Below are 21,306 nucleotides of genomic sequence, written 5' to 3' on the forward strand. Positions count from 1 at the left end.
CTGACTCTTATTTCATCGTGACCTTACCGCCAATCATCTTGAAGGCGGGCGTTCCTCTTACCAACGTATCTCGTGCAAACTCTTGCTCGCAACCCGGACAAACACAAGGCACTTTAGTGAAGTCTTCGACAATACGTTCTTTAAAACATTTGACCAAAGCACCCTTTCCTCCTTTACGGTATTTAAACAGCTGAGCTTTGCATTTTGCGCAGTATATTTCGACGGTTTTTGTCGGTTGTTTTTTATTCGGTTTCGCCATTTTTCTCTATTTCTGGTTTTACCCATACATTGCTAAAGTCGAACCAGCCTAGTGCGTTGCATTTGGCGTTTTGTAATGCGCCACTGTGGTCTTTGTTTACGCCAAGCCAGCAGTGGAACATCGGGATGACTTGGCAACTTTTCACTAATTGTCGACCAAGCTCTCGTGCAGGAAAATCATTGTGTTGCCCTGCTCGCCACTGATCCACCAGCGTTGCCCATCCAGAAAAGTCGTACCCTGCGCTAAATTTATCGATATCACTGTAGTCTAGTAGCCAACCTGCTAGTGCGTCATTGCGATTTGTGGCAATGCCCATGGCTTTAATCCAAATATCCACTTCTTCTGGGGAAGGCGGCTGAGTATCATAGCGAATGAAATCTACATCGATACCATGCGGCTTTAACAGTGTTTTAATGGCCTTCCCGATGACCGGAAACATTGGGTGTTTTTTCTGATAAGCAACACAAATCGTTTTCTCTTTTTGAGGCGCATCACCTCCCATTGTCGGCTTAAGATCTATCCAACCAGGTTTCAATCCAAATGCTTGTAGCACTCCGAGTTCGATGACCTTATCTTGTGGCACAAGAGAGTAAATTTGATAGCTGTTCAATACCTGACTTAGGAACTCTGCCCAACGTGGATCTTTCGCTATCCCTTTGTTTTTATTGAGTAGTAAAAAGGTACAGCCTGGGTCCAGTTCGACTTCGTCGGTGGAGGCTTGTTTGTCCATTTGTGGTTTTGACAAGCTTGGGTAAACCATCGAAGAGTACGCTTCATCAATCACCCAGACTTCGACTTGGTCAAGTAGCGGACGTAGTCCAAAATAACCGTCAAACGCTGTTAATATTAGTCGTTTGTCATCGTTTACTTTGACTTGAAATGGCCCTGTACCAACGGGTTTTCGATCAAACTCTTCTGAGCGAAGCGTCTTGGGAAGCAGGACTTTCGCCTGAGACTCACTCAACGCGAGGGGCAAATACTTATCAGGACGTACAAGATGGATGTCCACCGTCCACGGTTCTGGTGAAATCACTTTTTCTATATGAGAAAACAGATTCAAGCCACTCAATGCAGAAATGCTTTCAATAACACAGTCCGTCGTGAGCAACTCTCCATTATGGAAACGAACACCTCGGCGCAAATAAAAACGCCAATGGGTATCGGATAGCGCTTCCCAATAGTGCGCCAAATCCGGCTGCAGTTGTTCGTTGTCGTCGAGCTTAGTCAAACCGCTGAATACTTGTCGGGCAATATGTTGCTCAGACCGACGCATCGGTTTCTGAGGATTCAACATGGCTAATGGCCGATAGTAAGGCAAACGGACGACTTGCTCACCCTGACGGTGCTGCAAACCAAGGTAGCCTTGGATTACCTGAGTCAGTTTGGCGGCATCATTGTCTAACGCTTCTAAAGCTTGCCCAATTTTTCCTTCATCAAGATAACGACGAGCCAAGTTTTCACTCACGTCACTGCGATTACGTTTAAAGACAAGTTTAGAGAGTTTTCCTCGACCAGCGGCAGGATGCCACTCAATCCACCCTTCTTCCTCTAATTTATTGAGAACGATTCGGGCATTACGTCGAGTACAAAAGAGCGCTTCGGTAATGTCTTCGAGTTGAACTTCCGTGTCATTACCAGAAAATTTTTCAAACAGTGTTTCGAATTGAACACGTAAACGAGGACTGCTCATAAAGAGGAAATTTTAGTTTTCATTGCGATAAACTAAGTTTCCTCATTTTTTGCAAAAAGTGCAAACCTCGGAAGTGAAATTATTGAATGTCGATACCAATTTCTTGCGCTACTTGGCGTAATTGATCTTCATCGTCGAGTTTGATCGACCATTTTGTTTCTGCGCCATGTGCTAACACCACATTCGCACCACGACCAAGCAATTGAATTGCATCAGTTTGGGCTTGCATCGTAACCATACCCGAACCGGTTAACTTGATGACAATTTCACGTTGGGTTGCGATGATCTTACCCAGAGAAAATTCGATAACCATGCCTTACCTTCGTTGAATTACGCTGTCTTTTCTTTTTGATGTTTGACTGCAATGGTCAAACGACTGGTGCAAACCAAACGTTCTCGTTCGTCGGTAATATTGATCTGCCAAACTTGTGTAGATACGCCTAAATGCACTGGTGTAGCCGTCCCAATAACGTAACCGCTTCTCATCGCACGCACATGGTTGGCATTAATGTCTAAGCCAACACAGTAACTACCTTCACCCACACAGAAATTAGCGGCAAGTGAGCCTAACGTTTCTGCTAACACAACCGATGCACCACCATGAAGCATCCCTAATGGCTGATGAGTAAAGCTGCACACAGGCATGGTCGCGGTAAGCGAGTCGTCAGTGAAGTCGGTATAGACGATTTGCAGATGTTCCATCATGGTGTTCTTAGACGTAGCGTTAAGAACCTCCAAGCTCATTGGCTTTTTCCAAATACTCATGTTTTCGCTCTTATTCTAACCAGTTACAACCACTGGTAATCTCGATTTGAAGTGCCTCTAGGATAGTCCCGATCGTAACATCACTTCAAGACGAAACACATCGTTCAACGTGATCAACATAATGGCTTAAAGTTTCTTTACTAAGCGTTATACTATTGGTACAAAACAGAAAATATTTATATGGACCCCACTATGAGAACATGGATTAAAGCATCAGTGCTTTTCACTATAGCTGGCTTAACAGCGTGCAGTTCTTCCCCTACTGGCCGCAATCAGATTTTAATGTTTTCTGATCAAGAAATGTCTTCACTTGGCGCAAAATCGTTTGATCAAATGAAGAAAGAGATCCCGATCAGCAAAGACAAGAAAACCAATGCATACGTTCAATGTGTTGCAAAACAAATCACTGATACCATTCCACCACAAGCTGGGTTTAAAGATTGGGAAGTGGTTGTCTTTGATAGTGACCAAGTGAACGCCTTTGCGTTACCCGGTGGCAAAATTGGCGTATACACAGGACTGTTGAAAGTCGCTAAAAACCAAGACCAACTCGCAACCGTTATTGGCCACGAGGTTGCTCACGTCCTAGCGGATCACAGTAACGAACGCCTCTCTCAAAGCCAACTCACCAACGCAGGGTTGTCCCTTGCTAATGTTGCAATTGGCGCCTCTGAATACAAGCAATACCAGCAAATGACCATGGCGGCATTAGGTGTTGGTGTTCAGTATGGTGTGATTCTTCCTTATGGTAGAACTCAAGAGTCGGAAGCGGATATTGTTGGCCTTGGCTTTATGGCAAAGGCGGGATTCGACCCGAATCAGAGCGTCGATCTTTGGCAAAATATGGGCAAAGCCGGTGGTGCGCAACCACCTGAGTTCTTCTCAACCCACCCATCGCATAACACTCGTATCAGAGATTTGCAGGCCACCATTAAAACCTTGCCAGCTTCTACCGTGAAAGCTCCGAAGTGCGGGTAATTTAATGTTTTAGGTTGTATTACGTAAAAATACATAATTAATCTAACACCAGAAACACGAAAGCTCCGTTAGGCTAAAACCTACCGGAGCTTTCTTTTTAGTTCTTGCCTTTATGGCCCCTGCTTTAGACGAGATTGGTCAGCTCGAGAGCGAAAATTAGGTGCCCAGAATTTGCAATGGCAAACTGAGTAAGCTATCTCCTAACCCAGCAAAGTACCAAATGATCGCCACAAAACCACCGACGGATACTAAGTACCATGCAAACGAGAACAGTTGGCCATAACGAGTTAACGGCAATAAGTGACTTTGATGTCGCGTTCGCCATTCCATTACCACTTCCAGCATGCCCATCATTAATAGAAATCCTAATAACGTTAAACCAAACGTGTAACTGATATAGATTCCAAACAATGCTGCAAGAATACTACCGACAAGCCCGACCCAAGTGTTCATTGAAAAGGTAATACTTTTTAAGACGTGACCACCATCTAAAGGTAGAATCGGCAATAGGTTGAAAAGGTTTAACAGTGCATTAAACACTGCCAACCCTGCGAAGATCATTTCTCCAGTCATCCAGTAAAGAACGGTGAAAATGATACTAAGCACCAAGCCAAAGAACGGCCCCATTATAGAAATAACCACGTCTTGCCATCGAGTATTTATCTTTTCATCACTCAGCGCTAAACCACCAAGAAACGGGATGAGATAAATTCCTTTGGTCTTCATGCCGAAGTACTTCATCGCCTTAATGTGCCCGTATTCGTGAAAAACAAGACACGCCAACAATGCCAAAGCAAACTCAATGGAAAATAACCAGGAGTACGCTGCTAAACTTGCCGACGCAAGCGCAACCTTGATGACTTTCGCACTCTTCAGCGCTTTCATCCCCAGTGACACCATACCGATTAAACTAAAACGCTTTTCGGTTGGCGGCGCTTCAACCGGTATCTGACGCTCAATGTCTTTTTCGTTTCTTGTCCCTTCGGTAACCAAAACATCGTCGACAAACGCTTGATATTTGAAATCAAACGGTTGCCAATTTAGCTCACAGTCGAGTTGGCAAGATAAGATCTCTTCCGCTGAAGAAAGCTTAAATTGATGTGAGGTTTTGCCTGAATCATCCTCACTGGCATCAATTTGCGATACCAAAGTGTTATCCCAAAACAACTGCTGCCATCCAGCCATTGACCCTTCTAATCTCAATGGTCTCCCAAGAAATTCAATGTGTAGTAATTCCACGCTATTCCCAATGCGATAAACACGAAGTGCGGATTATGCCTGTAAAGGAATCGAACGAAAAGCATGTTAACAACTAGTGTTTGACTATCATTTAACCATCAGATTTACAAAAAAACTCTGGTCGTACCATTTGTTATAAAAATATCACCATAATACATGGCCTTACTAAATGCCATTTGACCTATGCATCAAATTTAAAACGTAATATAGGTATGATCTTTGACAAGTTAATAAACATACAATTAACATTATCGTTACATCGCAGTTGTAATTCGAACCGACAACAGCTGGTGTAATCGCTACACAACAATTACAAAGACTTCGGTCTAACATAATGACACCCTAGGAGGGTCAAGGATGAACAAGAAGCACTGCTCTCTGCTTACAATTTCAATATTGTTTGCGTGTAATGCCCAATCGGCGGGCTTTCAGGTTGCTGAGCACTCGGCATCTGGTCTTGGTAGAGCATTTTCAGGTGAAGGCGCGGTTGCGGATAATGCAAGCGTATTAGCGCGTAACCCAGCTGCGATGACACTTTTTAAAGAAGCTCAATTTTCAGGTGCACTGTCTATTGTCGACCCTGAAGTTAACGTCTACGACACTTACCATAAAGAGCACGCTGACGACGTGGCTCCGCTACAAATCGTTCCAGCGGGTTACTACATCAGCCCAATCAATGATCAATGGGCTTGGGGTATTGGTATGTTCACTACCTATGGTGTTGCGACTGATTACCCAGATGACATCTCTGCCGGTGATATGGCGGGTGATACCTCCCTACTTTCCGTCAACCTAAACCCTAATATCGCTTATCGCATTAACGAGCAATTCAGCGTCGGTGGTGGTATTAACTTGGTATACGCACACGCAGAGTTAACTCGCCACAAAGGTGCACTTGCTCCGCTATTTGGTCCTGACAGCAAGAAATCCGACAACCTCATTGGTATGGAAGGCGACACGTTTGCTTGGGGTTGGAACATTGGCGCTTTATACGAGCTGAATGAAAACAACCGCTTTGGCTTTGGTTACCGCTCTAAAGTGGACCTTGACTTTGATGAAGGTGAATTCAGCAGCTATGACTCTGGTGTCGCCAACGCTGCAAAAGTAGATGGCCGTCTGCAAATTTCTCTTCCGTCTATTATCGAACTTTCTGCATTCCATCAGTTAAACGAAACGTGGGCGATCCACTACGGATGGCAACAAACGGACTGGAGCACATTTAAAGAATTAAAAGCAACCAGTAAAGATTGTGCTGGTGGTGTGTGCTTCTTCAAACCTGAAAAATACGAAGACAACAACCGTTACTCCTTCGGTGGTACATACACTCTGAACAACCAATGGACACTTCGCGCGGGTATCGCCTATGACGAGCAAGCCGGTGAAGCCACATTGAGTATCCCTGATAGCGACCGTTTTTGGTACAGCGCAGGCGTGACTTATGCAATGAAAGAAAACCTAACCTTCGATGCAGGTTTTGCTTTCGTCAAGAGTAAGTCTGGCTCGTTTACTGAAACCAACGCCGCGGATCAAGAGATCACTTTTGATTCAGAAGGTACGGCCTACATCAGTGCTGTACAAATGAACTACACGTTCAAGTAATTAGGATTAACGGAGTAAACCAATGAAACATACGTTTAAACTATCACTGCTTTGTTCTGCAATCCTACTTGCAGGTTGTGGTGACAATACATCGAGCTCTGGTACATCAGATACACCGACATTTGAGCCCGAAGTACAAGCGCTACTTGACCGCAACACATCGATTAGCTTTACATTGCAAGGTGCAGATGCAGACGTTCCTGCGCCATCTTACTTATTGATGGATAGCACAGACGGAACGCTTGGCCTTCCAACAGGCGGGGACGATGCATTAACCAATCCCCTAGCTGCCATGAACACAATGGATGGTTGGTCAACGTCTATGCCAATCGTTCTTAACTTCAAAGGCGATGGTTTTGCTGACGGCCTTGTTACTTCTGGTATCAGCGTTATTAAGATAAACCAACGTCTTACCGATTGGGATGGTGCTTCAAACCCAATCGAAAAAGTACTTACGCTGGGTGCTGACTACGTTGTACAAGCGAGCGGCAATTCTCTGTACATTCAGTTTATGAACTCTTTGGACGAATCTGGCGAATACATCTTCGCGGTAACTCAAGCGATTCAAGACGTAAACGGAAATCCAATTGGTACGTCAGGAAGCTATGCGACAGGTAAAACGAAAGAGATCGTTTATGAGACTGGTGACTTAGCTTCAGTACAGGCAGCAACGACAGCAGTAGAGGGTATTTTCGGACTCGCAAGTGTCAACCCTGCTGATATTGTTTACTCATCATGGTTTAGCACACAATCTGTAGGCGATACGCTTGCTGCTGTGAAAGGCGTCACGGCAACCGGTTTTGCTACTGGTGCTAATACGTTAAATACTGTGTACAAAAACGACGCAAATGAAGGTGCCATTGACCTTTCTACCGCATACACTCTGACAATGGGGACGACACAAGACTTTGTTACAGCACTTGACGCTGATGAAGACTTTAACAAGTACGTTAGTGACCTGGATGCAGCTAAAACAGCAATCAAAGGTTTATATGCTGGCGCTAACGTGGCGGTCAATGTGACACAAGGTGTTGCAAAACTGCCTCATTATCTAGAGAAAGGCGCTGACTGGAACATGCAACCAATGGTTTCTGCAATGCCTAGCCTTGCTAAAGTCAGTGCTGCACTAGCGGATGAAGGCGAACAAGCGAACATGGTTCAACAGCTTTCTACAGGTGTATTTGCCGATGATCCTGTAGATGTCACTAAGTTAGCTACGGACCCGACAGAGCAGTTAAAGCTTGTTGGTTCGACTCTGTATCTAACGGACGGAACACAATTGGATAGCGACCGTATTATCACTCGTTATTCACCTGTACCAGTGGTTAAATCACTCGAAGACGTAGAGTTCTTGTTGTTTACACCGCAAACTGGCACACCTACAGATGTCGTGATTTACCAACACGGTATTACATCAGCTAAAGAAAATGCGTACTCTTTTGCTTTTAATATGGTTAAAGCAGGTGTTGCTGTTATTGCAATCGATCTACCAATCCATGGTAGTCGTAGTTTAGATGACCAACGCTCTGCCAACGCAGATGTACTGGCTTACCTGAACCTTTCTAACCTAGCAGTGGCGCGTGATAACCTTCGCCAAAGCGTGCTCGATGTGCTGGGTTTACGTGCAAGCTTAGTTGTTTCAGCGCAAGCTGGCCTTCTGGCAAGCAGCCCGCTTCAAGGCTTTAACCCGATGACGGGTTCAAAAGTGAAGATGCTTGGTCACTCATTGGGTGGTATCGTCGGTACTTCTGCAGTAGCAGCGGCGAACAACACATTGGGTAGCCCAACGGCAGACGCGTTGTACACATTCAGCGGCGCATCAATTCAAAACGCAGGTGGCCAAATTGGTAACCTACTGCTTGGTTCGTCTAACTTTGGTCCACAGATCAAGCATAACCTAGCGTACGCAGCTTCAACAGATTACGCGAGCTATGCAGATGCATCATGTGCAGACTTGTCTGACAAAGCGTGTTACGAGGCATTTGAACAAGTAGCAAGCGACGCACAACTAGCGGCACTTAATGCTGGTTTCTCTAGCTTTATCTATGCGGCACAAACTACGCTGGATACAGTTGATCCATTTACCAATGCAAGTGATCTTGTCTCAAGTGGCTCACTATCAACACCATTCTTCATGACAGAGGTAGATGGTGACGATACCGTACCAAACAATGTTGCAAACGCACCATTCGCGGGTACTGAACCTCTTGCGGCTAAACTTGGGCTAACAACTGTGAACAGTGCAAATACTGCGGTATCTCCTTCTGCTAGCTTTGTTCAATTTAATGCGACAGCAACACACAGTACGTTTGCATCCCCAGGCGGAACACTGGCTGACTTAGACCATCATGTAGAAATGCAGATGGAAAATGCTGACTTCCTAATGGATGATATGTTAACTGGTGTCACCAATACCTCTGTACTTAAGTAAGTATCTTTAGCAATACCAAAGCCCAGTTTCGACTGGGCTTTTTCGTTTCAGTGCTATTCAAACCCACTCATATTTCCTCTGCTATAGTTAAGTCGATGTCTTTGTCTAACTCACTTGTTTAAAAAGGAAAACTCTATGCGCGTATTGACCGTGATTGCCACTGCACTACTTCTTGCCGCTTGCGGTAGCAGCCAATATCTTATGTCAACGAATGAAGGGAAAATCATTACCTCTTACGGCAAGCCTGATCTCAATGAAGATACTGTTATGTACGAATATGAGGACGTAGATGGAAAAGAAATGAGCATTTCTAAAGACCAAGTTGTACAGATCATTGAACGATAAAACACCGTGCCCTCTGGAAAACAGAGGGCACTTCTCATTCACTCTGAATAACTCAACTTGAAACTAATAGCCTTTATCAATGCAACTAATTCATCATTCAAAACAATCAACACCCTTATTTATATTCTCACTATTATTTGGTTAGCGAATATTTTACATCTTCACTCCTTTCAGGTTGGAATATTGTAAAATCTCGCCTTTAATTCTCTAACACCCTTTTATTTCTCAGGATAAAGTGGATAATACCGCCACCAAAAAAACATTACTAAGGTGAGTCCTTATGTCTATCGAAGCTACTTTGCTTGCTCGCTGCGAGTCAAAATGTGAACTGTGTTCTTCTGAATCTCAACTAACAGCATTTGCTGTTCCACCACACGGTAACGTGACTGTTGATACTGCTATCATGGTTTGTGATAAGTGTCATGGTGAGATCGAAGATCCTAAAGACATTAACCACTGGCGCTGCCTAAACGACAGCATGTGGAGCCAAGTACCTGCGGTACAAGTCACTGCATGGCGCCAACTTACTCGCCTAAACTCTGAAAGCTGGGCTCAAGATGCTCTTGACATGATGTACATGGAAGAAGAGCAAATGAACTGGGCAATGAAAGGTATGTCTGCTGACGACAAAACCGTTGACTGCAACGGCACTGAACTTAAAAAAGGTGACGACGTAACAGTAATCAAAGACCTACCAGTTAAAGGTACAAACCAAGTAATCAAACAAGGTACTGTTATTCGTGGTATCAGCCTTGGTGATGATCCTAAACTTGTTTCAGGTAAGGCAAACGGCGGTCAGTCAATGTACGTGATCGCTGAGTACTGCCGTAAGAAGTAATCTCGATATTACTTTCGAAGTTTAACGGGGTTCCAATTGGGACCCCGTTTTCGTTTCTAACTTCCGCTTTCTTCTACTTATCTATTTTATCGCTGTCATTCCTCGCTTTCGCTCTCAAGCATTTTCGATTATGGTTCGAGAAGGAACAAATTAAGATGGATTGTTGTATGAAGAAGTTAACCATTCTTGATGGAGGTATGGGCCGTGAGCTCAAACGCATTGGGGCACCTTTCTCGCAGCCACAATGGAGTGCTCAAGCTCTGATTGAATCTCCCGAGTACGTCTATCAGGCGCATCAAAGCTTTATCAATGCTGGGGCGGAGATCATTATCGCCAACAGTTATGCTTGTGTACCGTTTCATCTTGGTGAAACACTCTACGAACAACGTGGTAGTGAGCTTGCTCGTCAAGCGGCTCAGATTGCACAAGAATGCGCAAATCAATCACCAAACGACATTGTCGTCGCAGGCTGTATTCCCCCCGCATTTGGTAGCTATCGCCCTGACCTGTTTGAAAAAGAGCAAGGCGAACAGATCTTCGAAACGTTACTGAAAGCACAAGATGACTATGTCGCGATCTGGATTGCGGAAACGATCTGCAGCCTAGAGGAGCTCACTTGTTTGCAAAACGTCTTTAATAGCAGCAATAAACCGGTCGTTTATGCCTTTTCTCTCAACGACGACGTGTCAAGCACCGCACTCCTTCGTTCAGGAGAAACCGTAACGCAAGCCATTGAACAAGTGGTGGCCAATGCTTCGGTTAATACACGTGGTATATACTTCAACTGTTCGGTACCAGAGGTAATGGCAAAAGCAGTCAGCGACACCAACGCTATCTTAAACAAACACAAGAGCAATATTGATATTGGCGTTTATGCAAATAACTTTACTGCAATTAAATCTGGTCATGAAGCGAATAGTGCACTTCAGTCCATGCGCGAACTTACTCCAAAAGAATACGTCGAATTTGCGAAAGAATGGTATGTAAAAGGAGCAACCGTCATTGGTGGATGCTGCGGTATCGGCCCAGAACACATCAAAGCGTTGGTGGATTGGAAAAACGCAGTGTAAACATTCTAATCAATTTCTCCTGCAACCGTCTGTACACGGTTAAAGGTACCAGGCTCAGTCACCCAAGCCGCAACGGCATCAATATTATCTAACGGTTGACTGAGCTTAAACGTCCAATGTCCATTCTCTGAACGACTTTGTTGTTTCTCTAATACCACAAAATTATGCTCAAGGACTTTACCTCGATTCTCACCCCTTTTCACTGGTGTGGTTTCATTATTTGAGAGAAACACAATCGTCGCATCATACATACCCACCTCTTCAAATCGCAGGGTGAATTGGTTGCCAGATCGCTCTAGAACCAAAGATTGAGCTTTATCGTTGTGGTTGCTTGGTAACACACGCTCACGCCAGTTGAAGAAGCCGCGCCATTCTTTACCATCAACGACAAATGCCGGAGTATAAACACTCCCTACCGCACCATAAGCACGATACAAACGTTGCAGCTGAGAGAATTCAGGCTTTGCAAATTTGTCTTTCCAGCCAAGATAGTCCCAATAGTCAACGTGGTAGGCAACGGGAATGTACTTTCCCCACAAATCAGGGTTGGATTCGAACGTGGAAAGGTATTTGTCTGCAGGTGGACAACTAGAGCAACCTTCTGAAGTAAACAGTTCGATGACTTGGGCAGGCCGCCCCTCATGAGACCATATTTGAGAAGCAGAAAGGCTCGCTAGAATAGACAAAGTTGATATAGCAATCATAGACAGTTCCTTCTTGTAACTACTGACTATGACCGTGCTACCTAAAGATAGCTTTCAATACTGTTTTAGAAGTGTAGATTTCAGATACAAAAATGCCGGCGATTAAGCCGGCATTTCGAATTCGCTTTATATTCAGATTAACGATACATACCGATATCTTTCTGAATATGTGCTGACAAATCTTCTGCGTAGTAGCTGCGAGGTGCAGAATTGTCTACAAAAAGAATGTCTAGTAGGTGAGCAATCAATCCTTTGAAGTTAACCGAGTAGGTTTTCTTATCCATAGAGGTTGGTAAAGCTACATTTGTCATTTGCATTGCTTGTGCCATGATTGCCTCTCTTTAAAAGCAGTAATTTGTTTCGTTGGTTGTATATTAGTCATTTTTTCATTGAGCAAAAAATGACAAAATTTGCTCATTCAAATTAGTTTTTCTAATGAAACAAGGTATTTACAAACACCCAGAATACAAAAGCCACCAAAATGAATAGTTATTCACAAATTGAAATCTTTAGTTGAATAACTTGGATTTACGTAGGTAAATCCAAGTTTAAATGCAACATTTTTTTAACTGAAATCGTTTTCCAGTGTTTTTGAATTTACAAAATCATCAAGAGTTCTGATTAGTAATATTAACGCTAGAATTATCGTTAGATTTGTTCTTATAAATAGACGCAATAACCGCCGCCGTCATGACCGTAACCAAGAACGTTAATGACCAAACCGTCGGGATTTCATATTGAGTTCCGACTAGCAGCATCTTGATACCGATAAAGATCATGATGACTGACAACGCTGGTTTTAGGTAAACAAACTTATCCAACATCGCTTGAAGTACAAAGTACAATGAACGTAAGCCAAGTAGAGCAAATACGTTTGCCGCTAAAACTAGGAACGGTTCGCGTGTAACAGCGAAGATCGCAGGGATAGAATCCAAAGCGAACATAACGTCCATCACCGCAATCACACCAACAACGATCAACATTGGCGTTGCAACCCACTTACCTGCTTGTTTTAAGATCAAGTGGTTGCCTTGATACTTGTCTGTCACTGGTAAGAACTTGCGAATGAATTGCTCAGGATAAGGGTTCACCTCTTCTTCTTCGCCTTTATCTCGCGCTAACTTGATACCAGTCCAAATTAGGAATGCCGCGAATAGGTAAAGCACCCAGTGGTATTGAGCCAACAACTGCGCACCAACAGCAATCATGATTGCACGTAGCACTAACGCACCAATGACCCCCCACAGCAAAGCACGAGGACGTAAATGTTCTGGCACCTTGTATTGCGCAAAGATAATCGCAAAAACAAACAAGTTGTCGACACTTAACGATTTCTCAAGCAAATAACCCGTTAAGAATGATATGGTCGCCTTTTCGTGAGTATAAACGCTATGAGGCGCGTAATAATCCCAAAAGAAATAGATAGAACCTGCAAAGACAAACGCTAATAAGAACCAGAATACGCTCCAACCAATCGCTTTTTTCATGGTAATCACGCCGCCACGAGTCTGATAGATATCGAGAGCGACTAAAACCAAGGTAAATAGGCCGAATACACCGTACATTGTCAGTGATTCTTGCAGTGGAACAGACTGGGATAATTGGGTGGTATTTTCGATAAGAGACATGCTTCCTCCCGAGCGGAAGGACATTATTCGGGCTGACCTTCCGCAAACAATACAAACCAGCAGTCACATTACCCATGTGTCTGCTAATCAATGAATGCGTTGGTCTCGTTGAAGTGACGACTTGATGAATCAAGTATCACCTTTATTTACCGGATAAGCTGATGCTTAACGAGATGACGATAAATAAACTTGCGCTAACTACTCCCCAAACGCCGCCATCATACCCCTGCCTGCAGCGATCTCCAACAAAAATTACTTATCGATAAAAACAAAGTATTTTGTGAAGAACAGTTATCAGCAGCACCTATCAACTGGATGATAAATACAAAAAAGGAGCACGGCTGTGCTCCTTTTTGATGACTTGTCGGGTTTACAAACCAGTTAATGGTACAAAATAAACCAGTGTTGACCAAACCGCGACCCACGCAACGACGACCGCTGCATCAGCCCAATCTTTTTTCCACATACTCTCTTCCCTCTTAATCGCATGTGCAACAGAAAGAGAGCAAAAAGGATACCAATAAGCTTTACTGGTTCTTTTGGGAATAAACTTTGTGATTTTCGTTCAAACAGTTTGGTTCATCGGTCAGTAATTCAATGAAACAATCGGCCATAGAAAGGTTACTCACAAACCCTTCACCTTTCATGTTTAACAAGGCTTCATAGCCTTCTTTACCTTTCATTGTGTAGGCCGAGGATGCCCCGCGATACCACTCTTCTTCTTGAATCAGTGACCAACGATCCCCATCAAAAATTTCTAACTTTTTAATGCGTTGTCCTTTGGCCGCACCCGCATCGTATTCAAAGCTCAAGTTATGCGTATATGGGTAGCTACCAGAACCAGTGCCTTCAACGCCATTGTTGAGTGCATTATTGATTGCGCCTTCCAATGCTAGACGAATCGCTTTACCTTGCACATCATAACAGCCGATTGGCACGGCAAATGGCAACAATCGTCCGGCAACATCTGCCACGGTGATCTTTCCCGGATTGAGAGAAGTGCGCACCCCACCCGCATTATGAATTGCAAATTGAACCTGATGACCACGTTTGTTCAAACTATAAAGAAAGGAGTGTGCAACGGATGGCGCGAGCTCGCTACCACCGAATTCATCGGGCACTCGAACATGACGCTTTTTCTGCACTACGTTTGCAATGACTTGTGCTTGCAACTTGCGCACTCGCGGAATGTATTTATCACTCAAAATTGCCTGTGTTTCAGGGTGCTTCTTACACACCACCACATTTGGCTGACCATGAATAAAGTCACACGCTTCCTCAAACACACCTTGATCGAGCTGCTCGTTTAACGTTGAGTCCCAAAAGATTCGACGTCCAAGCAACAACTCATTTTGGCCATTTAGCATGGTCGGTTTGCCGCTTTCATCAAACTCAAGCACACAATGCCCCATCGTCAGCGCATGATAACCAGCTTGCACAACGTAAGTGTCATTAACTTTAATGCCATAAGGGTCGTCTTGACCTAGACCAATAGCGGTAAAGTCACCCTGTAACCTATGACTGTGACCACCGACAATAATGCCAATACCTTCTACTTTGGATGCTAATTCAAGATCGCCTTCGTAACCTAAGTGGCTTAAAAGAATGATATTTTTGATACCCGCTTGGTTAATCTGTTCAACCGTATGCTTTGCGGTTTCAATTGCAGATATGAATGGTGTATCCGCATCTGGGTTTGCAATGTCGCTCATCTTATCAATAGACAAACCGAAAATGGCCACTCTCTCGCCATCAAATTCCTTGTTCAAATATTGCGCACTTTGAGTTGCAGTATCGAAGCTCAGTACATTGTCACAATCACTCATACGGTGATCTTTGCTCGATAACTCATTCGACAAATCCCAATTGCCCGCAAGCAGTGGAAAGTGAGTACGTTGACAAAACAACGCGACTGGCTCATTCCCCATATCTAATTCATGATTGCCTAAAGCCATGGCATCGATGTTTAGAGCATTTAACAGATCAGCGTTTGCTTTGCCTTTAAATAGGGAAAAATACAACGTGCCTTGAAAACAGTCACCAGCATGAAGGAACAACATGCCCTGACCTTGGCGTTGAGCATCATCGCGAAGCTGTTCTACGCGCGTTGCAATACGCGAAAAACCACCAGCGCTCACGTAAGGCTCCAGTGTACGTTCGTTATCGATATTGAGTTTTAGTTGTAATGACGTTGGTTCAAAGTAGGAATGTGTGTCATTGATGTGCGCCAGTTTGATTCTGACTGGCTTATGATTTTTATTCATTGTCATCTTCTCTCTTTTCATTCCTTTTAATTATTAGAATTGAATCATGACAGAATCATGAATTTTATGAAACAGAGAAATTGTCATTTCATTTTAACGTGATCAAGATTCATCTTGCGTACAATTATGAAAGCGACTTTACGCCTAAACGGTCTGCATTCCTAGGGTGAATGCTCTTAATTTTGTGAACTGAGCTTAACTCGATTAGACCAATTTCATATATGCTTAGGAGAAGCAAAAGAACTCTCTATAATTCAAATAATTGCAAGGAGGAGTGAGATGAGACTAGAACGCATCGAAATCTCTGGGTTTAGAGGCATCAAACGCCTGTCACTCTCTTTTGACGAACTCACCACCTTGATTGGTGAAAATACTTGGGGCAAATCATCATTACTTGATGCACTTTCGCTTGCCCTTCCTGCTGACGGTTCTCTTTATCAGTTTGAGATGACTGATTTCCACGTTGACTACGCCATCGCCCATCCGCAATCGCAGCATTTACAAATTATCCTGTGTTTTAAGGCGCAAGATAAACAAGAAGTGAATGCTGGTCGTTACCGTCGTATAAAGCCGACATGGTGTATCAATGCAGACAATGAGCACGTCATTTATTACCGTATAAGTGCCACGCGAGACGGCCATAACACGACGACAAAGTACGCCTTTCTAGATTGCGACGGCGAACCAAAACAACTGCACCATTCAGAAAAGCTCGCGGTTGAACTCATGACGCTGCATCCAGTGATTCGTTTACGCGACTCACGTCGTTTCCCTGCTCCTCCCACCAATGGAGACAGCAAAAATGCACGTATTGAAAAACGGATTAACAACACTTGTCGTCGTTTAGTTGCCATGCCCGGCCACGTCAACAAAGGTGAGGTACGAAGTAGTCTAGGCTCCATGCAAACTTTGGTCGAACACTACTTTGCTTTCCGAAGTGTTAAAAAAGGCAACCCAAGAAAGCCACGCGACGGATTGTTCTATGCGAGCCCCTCCTCTGAAAAAGGCCTTGCGCAGTTTCTTAAAGAAACCAACAACAAACAAAGTCGATTGCTTTTAATGGGCTTACTAAACGCGTATTTGCAAGCAAAAGGTCCAACCGACTTGAGGCGCTGCGCTCGCCCTATTTTGATCATTGAAGATCCGGAAGGTCGTTTACACCCTACCCACTTATCGCGTGCTTGGAGTTTGTTGCAGCTATTACCAATGCAGAAGATTCTTACCACCAACAGTGCCCGTTTGCTCGGTTCTGTTCCATTGGCCTCTATCCGACGTTTAATTCGTTTATCAGACAAGACCGTTGCAAAGTCACTCAATACTAACCGATTTAGTGTCGATCAATTGAGACGGATTGGCTTCCACATTCGCTTCCACCGGGCTGGTGCACTCTTTGCTCGCTGTTGGTTATTGGTTGAGGGAGAAACTGAAGTATGGCTATTTAACGAACTCGCCCGCCAATGCGGATATGATTTAGCGGCGGAGGGTGTTCAAATTGTTGAGTTTGCACAGTCTGGTTTGAAGTCACTCATCAAAGTGGCCAAAGAGTTTGGGATTGATTGGCACGTTGTTACCGATGGAGACCCCGCGGGGAAAAAATACGCACATACGGTTCGAGCGCACTTAGATAATGATCAGGAACGCCATCGCTTAACCGAATTGCCAGATCGAGACATTGAACACTTCTTGTATAACAACGGGTTCGAATTGTTCTTTAAAGACATTGTTAAGATCCCTCATGACCACCCGATCCCTGCGAAAAAAGTGGTTAATCGTGTTTTGAAGAAACAAGCGAAGCCAGATTTAGCCCTTGCTATCGTTGCCCATTGCGAAGAACGAGGTGTCGAATGCATCCCTGTCTTGCTTCGTTGGACCCTAAAACGAGTAGTAACGATGGCGAACGGCAACACCTGATCGTGCCCATGACTTGTGTTGCAGATAAGCGGACGGAAATACAAACATAAAAAAAGCACACCAATTTGGTGTGCTCGTATCAAGAATCAATAATTTTGATTAACTGTATTGAGCGGGATAAGTCTCAATACACAGCGGATACAAATAAGATCGGGGGTTCACTACTGTACTTGCTCAGCAAGCGAAGAAGTAGCGGCTGATTTCGCATGTAACCAAAGTCCCGTCGCTTTCATCAGGTAACCAAACACACCACCTAAGAGCAGTGATGGAACGACAAGTTGCCAGTTACCATCAGCAGCGAAAGTCGCGCATGATCCAATGAAAGTACCAGGAATGTACGCTAACCAAGCTTGCTTGGCTTGAATACACATGAAAAACGCAACAACAGCAGTAATTACGTAGCCAAGAATCTCTAGCCCAGCGTAAGTAGAACCGTAGATGATCACCATTGCCCAAAAAACACCACTCAAGTTGGTAATTAAGCTAATTCCTAAGCCTTTTAAGCCACTTGTCGGGGATGCAAAGTAACTTGTACAGCCAAGAAAGCCAGCCCAAGATAACAGGCCTAGGGAGATCGCGATCCAGCCCCACACGCCAGAGAGAATGCCAGTAGTAATAGAGATTGCTAAAAGTGTTGTCATGGTATTCTTACCCGCTTGCTAGTTCGTACCGAATTGGTTTGAGAACTGCCTTCATACATTGAAATCAGGCAGTCAATACTAGGCATATAGCCCTATCACTTCGGTGATTAAGATCACATTAAACTTCATATCGTTTCATTTTTTACACGTTAAATTTGACGCAACCGATAAATCAACAGATTTCGAAAATAACAAAATCATAATGAATTGATCAAAAATCACAAAAAAGGCCCTGCCTAATGCAGAGCCTTTTGAAAAATTCGGTCAATTTATATCAGATATCGTTTAAAGCACCGAAGGTTTACCTTTCATCATTCGTAGACCTTCACGCTTGATGCAATCAACCAATGGGTTTTCCGCCATATCCGCACGCCAGATAAACGACAACGTTCGATCCATTTTTAGTTCAGGTACGTTTAGTGCCACCAGTTCACCCGCTTCAATGTATCGCTCTACATCAAGGTAAGGTAAACAAGTAAGATATTGACCGTTCGCTACTAAGCTGCGTAGCACTGGGACGTGTTCATATTCACGCCAAACATCGAGATCTTCAATGAGATGGTGAATGGAACTATCAAAAATCTTGCGAGTACCAGAACCATGCTCACGTAAAACCCATTTTGCATGTTCTAACTGAGCAAGACTAACCGAATCGTTACGAGCAAACGGATGGTGAGACGCTGCGACTACAGTAAGATGATCACGACACCAAATTTCTTGGTGCAAACGGTTATCGTCACAACGCCCTTCAATCACGCCCAAATCGTATTTGTAATCCAACACTCCATCAATAACGGCTTGCGTACTTTGTACTCCAAGTGAGATTCGCATCTCTGGAAAGTCGTTATCAATGATACTGATAAGGTCAGGAACCAAGTGTTCTGCCGGTGTTTGACTGGCACCTAATCGAATGTGCCCACTCAGCAAATGCTGCTCATAAAATCCCATTTCTATTTGCAGCGCGTCTTGTAATAAACGCTTAGCTTTTGGCCTTAACCACATCCCCCAATGCGTTAGGGCCATTTGCTTGCCTTGCCTTTCAAACAAAGGCCTGCCAAGCATTTTTTCTAATTGCGCAAGCGACATACTTGTCGCTGATTGTGTTAAAGCCAGTTTATCTGCGGCCTGGCTTACACTGCCGGTGTCTGCAACTGCGTCAAAAACCGCTAATTGCTTAAGTGAGTAGCGCAAAGTTGTCTCCCTAATTGGCGAGTATTCCTCATACCCTCGCGACCCCAAAATCCATGCGTAAATACGCAATGAGGTTCATTTTACCTACCCTACAAAACTTATCAAATAATTTGATGAGGATTCTAAATATTATCAATTTTACCTGTACGTCCTGAGTGCTTAATCTGGATATGCGGTTCGGGAACACCGCAACAAAACACAATTAACACCTTCATTTTCGAGCGCATTAAATACCTCGATTTCATTAACTAAGGAGTTTCTATGGAACCACAAACTAAGGAGTCAACATGGCGGTGAGCAGCTCTGAAAATCATCAATACTTTTCTCCAAAAGAAATGATGGCTGAAGCTGAGAAGTTTGCGCTAAGTAAGGCAAATAAAACCAGCGGCATGACACTGGGTTTGGCCATCATGGCAGGCGCATTTATCGGATTGGCTTTCCTGTTCTACATCACAGTAACAACAGGCAGTGCTGACGCTGGTTGGGGTCTTAGTCGTCTTGCTGGTGGTTTAGCGTTCAGTATGGGCTTAATTCTCATCGTGATTTGCGGCGGTGAGTTGTTTACCAGTTCTGTGCTTTCGAGCATCTCTTGGGCAAACAGACAAATTTCATTCGGCAAAATGCTTTCGATTTGGGGCAAAGTTTACGTTGGTAACTTTATTGGTGCCATGTTCTTGCTGGCTCTCGTTAGTGCGGCAGGCTTGTACACAATGGACGCGGGTCAGTGGGGCTTAAATGCACTGAACATCGCACAACATAAATTGCACCACACCTTAGTACAAGCATTCGCACTGGGCATTCTTTGTAACTTACTTGTTTGTTTAGCTATTTGGCTGACATTCAGCTCTGCAAATGCAATGACTAAAGCCGCAATGACCATCATGCCAGTTGCCATGTTCGTCAGCAGTGGTTTCGAGCACTGTGTTGCAAACATGTTCATGGTACCGCTGGGGATCGTTATCGCAAACTTCGCACCGGAATCGTTCTGGACTGCAGTCGGCGTACCAGCTTCTCAATACGCAGATTTAAATGTCGGTCACTTTATTACTGCAAACTTAATTCCAGTGACACTTGGCAACATCGTCGGTGGTGCCGTCTTAGTTGGCTTAGCTAACTGGTGCATTTACCGTCGCCCAGAATTAAAAGCAGCAAAAGTTGCATCAATTACAAACACTACAACACTCACGTCAGTTAAGGAAAGCACTATGAAAAATGCATCTATCGTTAAAGAAATCATGAACCCAACGCCAGTTACGCTAAGCGTAGAAATGCCAGTAGCAACTGCACTTGATACCCTATTGGATAACAATCTAATCAGTGCACCTGTTGTTGATGTTCAAAACCGTCTTGTTGGCTTCCTTTCTGCTCATGATGTGATGGTTGAATTATGGTGCCAAGACTACATTCCTGCTAACGAGCAGAAAGTCGTAGATTTGATGAGTCGTAATGTCGTGGCAATTGATGCCAATGACCGCCTAGTTGATGTCGTTGAATTCCTTTGCATTGACAAAGAACAACTATACCCGACAACAAGTATGGGGATGGCTACACGCTTAACGTCTCTTTCTCTAGAAGAGCGAGCAAAAAGCATTAAAGTAAGCAAACCTCAGGTACTCCCTGTTCTAGAAAATGGGTTGATGGTTGGTGTTGTAACACGTAATGAAGTGCTTAAAGCTCTGCGCCCAGTTTACGGCGAACGCTTAAACCTTGTTGAAGATAACGTTCTAGAAACCGCATAAACAATATAAATACT

At 44.0% G+C, this 21,306-nt stretch carries 19 protein-coding genes; 8 read left to right on the top strand and 11 right to left on the bottom strand.

Translation table 11 applies throughout. The features are described 5' to 3' along the window. Positions 1 to 7: 7 nt before the first annotated feature. From C1S73_RS23710 to C1S73_RS23725, 4 genes are all read right to left on the bottom strand, one after another. Positions 8 to 259: a hypothetical protein gene (locus C1S73_RS23710; RefSeq protein ID WP_038870753.1), complete on the bottom strand. Its 252-nt coding sequence runs from the start codon at positions 257 to 259 to the stop codon at positions 8 to 10. Further along, on the bottom strand, positions 243 to 1,949 hold the full coding sequence (locus C1S73_RS23715; protein ID WP_038870755.1) for an SgrR family transcriptional regulator: 1,707 nt from the start codon (positions 1,947 to 1,949) through the stop codon (positions 243 to 245). The genes C1S73_RS23710 and C1S73_RS23715 overlap by 17 nt, the downstream gene beginning before the upstream one ends. Positions 1,950 to 2,028: 79 nt before the next feature. After that, positions 2,029 to 2,262: a DUF3389 domain-containing protein gene (locus C1S73_RS23720; protein ID WP_038870757.1), complete on the bottom strand. Its 234-nt coding sequence runs from the start codon at positions 2,260 to 2,262 to the stop codon at positions 2,029 to 2,031. 17 nt (positions 2,263 to 2,279) lie between these two features. After that, positions 2,280 to 2,714 (bottom strand): hotdog fold thioesterase, encoded by a 435-nt coding sequence (locus C1S73_RS23725; protein ID WP_038870760.1) that lies wholly within the window; start codon positions 2,712 to 2,714, stop codon positions 2,280 to 2,282. Positions 2,715 to 2,906: 192 nt separating this feature from the next. On the opposite strand from C1S73_RS23725, the gene C1S73_RS23730 reads away from it, so the two are divergent. Next, on the top strand, positions 2,907 to 3,692 hold the full coding sequence (locus C1S73_RS23730; protein WP_038870761.1) for a M48 family metallopeptidase: 786 nt from the start codon (positions 2,907 to 2,909) through the stop codon (positions 3,690 to 3,692). Between the two features lie 156 nt (positions 3,693 to 3,848). On the opposite strand, the gene C1S73_RS23735 is transcribed toward C1S73_RS23730, so the two are convergent. Next, a complete protein-coding gene (locus tag C1S73_RS23735; RefSeq protein ID WP_042602278.1) occupies positions 3,849 to 4,877 on the bottom strand; it encodes a site-2 protease family protein in 1,029 nt (342 codons plus the stop codon). A gap of 411 nt (positions 4,878 to 5,288) precedes the next feature. On the opposite strand from C1S73_RS23735, the gene C1S73_RS23740 reads away from it, so the two are divergent. The 5 genes from C1S73_RS23740 (at position 5,289) to C1S73_RS23760 (ending at position 11,214) form a co-directional block, all read left to right on the top strand. Then, the gene (locus C1S73_RS23740; RefSeq protein ID WP_038870765.1) at positions 5,289 to 6,530 is read left to right on the top strand and encodes an outer membrane protein transport protein; all 1,242 of its coding nucleotides are present in this window, start codon (positions 5,289 to 5,291) and stop codon (positions 6,528 to 6,530) included. A gap of 22 nt (positions 6,531 to 6,552) precedes the next feature. After that, positions 6,553 to 8,961 (top strand): VolA/Pla-1 family phospholipase, encoded by a 2,409-nt coding sequence (locus C1S73_RS23745; RefSeq protein WP_038870767.1) that lies wholly within the window; start codon positions 6,553 to 6,555, stop codon positions 8,959 to 8,961. A gap of 135 nt (positions 8,962 to 9,096) precedes the next feature. After that, on the top strand, positions 9,097 to 9,306 hold the full coding sequence (locus C1S73_RS23750; RefSeq protein WP_038870768.1) for a YgdI/YgdR family lipoprotein: 210 nt from the start codon (positions 9,097 to 9,099) through the stop codon (positions 9,304 to 9,306). A 280-nt stretch (positions 9,307 to 9,586) separates the two neighbouring features. Next, on the top strand, positions 9,587 to 10,144 hold the full coding sequence (locus C1S73_RS23755; protein ID WP_038870769.1) for a PhnA domain-containing protein: 558 nt from the start codon (positions 9,587 to 9,589) through the stop codon (positions 10,142 to 10,144). A gap of 167 nt (positions 10,145 to 10,311) precedes the next feature. Then, entirely contained in the window at positions 10,312 to 11,214 is a 903-nt protein-coding gene (locus tag C1S73_RS23760; protein WP_038870912.1) for a homocysteine S-methyltransferase family protein, read from the top strand. A 5-nt stretch (positions 11,215 to 11,219) separates the two neighbouring features. Here the strand turns inward: C1S73_RS23760 and C1S73_RS23765 are convergent, their stop codons facing one another. The 4 genes from C1S73_RS23765 to C1S73_RS23780 form a co-directional block, all read right to left on the bottom strand. Next, positions 11,220 to 11,918, bottom strand: coding sequence for a DUF1223 domain-containing protein (locus tag C1S73_RS23765; protein ID WP_038870771.1), 699 nt, complete (start codon positions 11,916 to 11,918; stop codon positions 11,220 to 11,222). 137 nt (positions 11,919 to 12,055) lie between these two features. After that, entirely contained in the window at positions 12,056 to 12,247 is a 192-nt protein-coding gene (locus C1S73_RS23770; protein WP_005424996.1) for a hypothetical protein, read from the bottom strand. Positions 12,248 to 12,526: 279 nt separating this feature from the next. Beyond that, entirely contained in the window at positions 12,527 to 13,546 is a 1,020-nt protein-coding gene (locus C1S73_RS23775; RefSeq protein ID WP_038870773.1) for a TerC family protein, read from the bottom strand. Positions 13,547 to 14,073: 527 nt separating this feature from the next. After that, the gene (locus C1S73_RS23780; RefSeq protein ID WP_038870776.1) at positions 14,074 to 15,816 is read right to left on the bottom strand and encodes a bifunctional metallophosphatase/5'-nucleotidase; all 1,743 of its coding nucleotides are present in this window, start codon (positions 15,814 to 15,816) and stop codon (positions 14,074 to 14,076) included. A 273-nt stretch (positions 15,817 to 16,089) separates the two neighbouring features. On the opposite strand from C1S73_RS23780, the gene C1S73_RS23785 reads away from it, so the two are divergent. Next, positions 16,090 to 17,721 (top strand): ATP-dependent endonuclease, encoded by a 1,632-nt coding sequence (locus C1S73_RS23785; RefSeq protein ID WP_038870778.1) that lies wholly within the window; start codon positions 16,090 to 16,092, stop codon positions 17,719 to 17,721. Positions 17,722 to 17,882: 161 nt separating this feature from the next. On the opposite strand, the gene C1S73_RS23790 is transcribed toward C1S73_RS23785, so the two are convergent. Both C1S73_RS23790 and C1S73_RS23795 read right to left on the bottom strand, forming a co-directional pair. Continuing rightward, entirely contained in the window at positions 17,883 to 18,362 is a 480-nt protein-coding gene (locus tag C1S73_RS23790) for a DUF1097 domain-containing protein (RefSeq protein ID WP_038870781.1), read from the bottom strand. A 285-nt stretch (positions 18,363 to 18,647) separates the two neighbouring features. Further along, positions 18,648 to 19,553 carry a LysR substrate-binding domain-containing protein gene (locus tag C1S73_RS23795; RefSeq protein ID WP_038870783.1) on the bottom strand — a complete coding sequence of 302 codons (906 nt, stop codon included), beginning with the start codon at positions 19,551 to 19,553 and terminating at the stop codon, positions 18,648 to 18,650. A gap of 287 nt (positions 19,554 to 19,840) precedes the next feature. Here C1S73_RS23795 and focA point away from each other — a divergent pair, with 287 nt between their 5' ends. Beyond that, a complete protein-coding gene (focA, locus tag C1S73_RS23805) occupies positions 19,841 to 21,292 on the top strand; it encodes a formate transporter FocA (protein ID WP_038870786.1) in 1,452 nt (483 codons plus the stop codon). Positions 21,293 to 21,306: the final 14 nt, after the last annotated feature.

Source organism: Vibrio jasicida 090810c, from assembly GCF_002887615.1.
GTDB lineage: Bacteria > Pseudomonadota > Gammaproteobacteria > Enterobacterales > Vibrionaceae > Vibrio > Vibrio jasicida.

Bases quoted from the DNA above. Each gene is read 5' to 3' on its own strand.
- C1S73_RS23710 (WP_038870753.1), bottom strand. From the start codon at position 259: ATGGCGAAACCGAATAAAAAACAACCGACAAAAACCGTCGAAATATAC.
- C1S73_RS23715 (WP_038870755.1), bottom strand. From the start codon at position 1,949: ATGAGCAGTCCTCGTTTACGTGTTCAATTCGAAACACTGTTTGAAAAA.
- C1S73_RS23720 (WP_038870757.1), bottom strand. From the start codon at position 2,262: ATGGTTATCGAATTTTCTCTGGGTAAGATCATCGCAACCCAACGTGAA.
- C1S73_RS23725 (WP_038870760.1), bottom strand. From the start codon at position 2,714: ATGAGTATTTGGAAAAAGCCAATGAGCTTGGAGGTTCTTAACGCTACG.
- C1S73_RS23730 (WP_038870761.1), top strand. From the start codon at position 2,907: ATGAGAACATGGATTAAAGCATCAGTGCTTTTCACTATAGCTGGCTTA.
- C1S73_RS23735 (WP_042602278.1), bottom strand. From the start codon at position 4,877: ATGGCTGGATGGCAGCAGTTGTTTTGGGATAACACTTTGGTATCGCAA.
- C1S73_RS23740 (WP_038870765.1), top strand. From the start codon at position 5,289: ATGAACAAGAAGCACTGCTCTCTGCTTACAATTTCAATATTGTTTGCG.
- C1S73_RS23745 (WP_038870767.1), top strand. From the start codon at position 6,553: ATGAAACATACGTTTAAACTATCACTGCTTTGTTCTGCAATCCTACTT.
- C1S73_RS23750 (WP_038870768.1), top strand. From the start codon at position 9,097: ATGCGCGTATTGACCGTGATTGCCACTGCACTACTTCTTGCCGCTTGC.
- C1S73_RS23755 (WP_038870769.1), top strand. From the start codon at position 9,587: ATGTCTATCGAAGCTACTTTGCTTGCTCGCTGCGAGTCAAAATGTGAA.
- C1S73_RS23760 (WP_038870912.1), top strand. From the start codon at position 10,312: ATGAAGAAGTTAACCATTCTTGATGGAGGTATGGGCCGTGAGCTCAAA.
- C1S73_RS23765 (WP_038870771.1), bottom strand. From the start codon at position 11,918: ATGATTGCTATATCAACTTTGTCTATTCTAGCGAGCCTTTCTGCTTCT.
- C1S73_RS23770 (WP_005424996.1), bottom strand. From the start codon at position 12,247: ATGGCACAAGCAATGCAAATGACAAATGTAGCTTTACCAACCTCTATG.
- C1S73_RS23775 (WP_038870773.1), bottom strand. From the start codon at position 13,546: ATGTCTCTTATCGAAAATACCACCCAATTATCCCAGTCTGTTCCACTG.
- C1S73_RS23780 (WP_038870776.1), bottom strand. From the start codon at position 15,816: ATGACAATGAATAAAAATCATAAGCCAGTCAGAATCAAACTGGCGCAC.
- C1S73_RS23785 (WP_038870778.1), top strand. From the start codon at position 16,090: ATGAGACTAGAACGCATCGAAATCTCTGGGTTTAGAGGCATCAAACGC.
- C1S73_RS23790 (WP_038870781.1), bottom strand. From the start codon at position 18,362: ATGACAACACTTTTAGCAATCTCTATTACTACTGGCATTCTCTCTGGC.
- focA (WP_038870786.1), top strand. From the start codon at position 19,841: ATGGCGGTGAGCAGCTCTGAAAATCATCAATACTTTTCTCCAAAAGAA.